1 pseudogene is annotated in these 648 nt (G+C 52.6%); it reads right to left on the bottom strand.

The window, feature by feature from the left end:
- A pseudogene (locus ACT3TJ_RS18020) lies at nt 1–648 on the bottom strand (IS5 family transposase); the annotation flags it as partial.

The raw sequence follows: 648 nt of genomic DNA, 5'->3' as shown, positions 1-648 counted from the left end.
TAGGCTTTGTACGAAAAGTTGGCTCGCAAGCAACGCTCTATGCAGGCTACGCATACCATCGCTCTGAAACTGCTCGCTAATTTTTCGTAGCGCGTTGCAAATCGACGTAACTCTTTAAGCCATCCAAAGCAGCGTTCTACCGCGTTTCTCTGGCGGTATCTGTGCTGATCAAAACGCCTCGGCAAACCAGGGCGTGTCTTGCGATGCATTTGACGTTGCGCAATAACGGGTTTTATACCGTGCCTGTCACAGTAACGGCGCAGTTCATCACTGTCATATCCTTTATCAGCGACCACGTAGCGGCTACGTTTGCGAGGCCTTCCAACACGGCCTGGTAGATAAACACTCTCCAGCGTCGAGATGAAATGTCGAGAATCAGCCTGCTGTCCTGGAGACAGGGTAAATGCCAGCGGCCAACCATGGGAATCACATACCAGGTGGATTTTTGTCGTTAAACCACCACGACTACGCCCCAATGCGTGATCTACCGGTTCTTCTGAGCCCCCTTTTTGCCGCCTCCTGCGGCAGCGCGGGTGGCACGTATCGAGGTCGAATCAATCATCCACGTATCCAGATCCATCAGTCCATCTTCACGCAGCCTGAGCTGTAAGCGAGAAAGGATAGCTTCAAACGTGCCATCATCCCGCC

Origin of the sequence: Halomonas sp. AOP30-A1-24 (assembly GCF_052378165.1) — a bacterium.
GTDB lineage: Bacteria > Pseudomonadota > Gammaproteobacteria > Pseudomonadales > Halomonadaceae > Vreelandella > Vreelandella citrativorans.
Note: the sequence above shows the minus strand (reverse complement) of the source record. Positions and strands in the feature narration are given on the sequence as shown.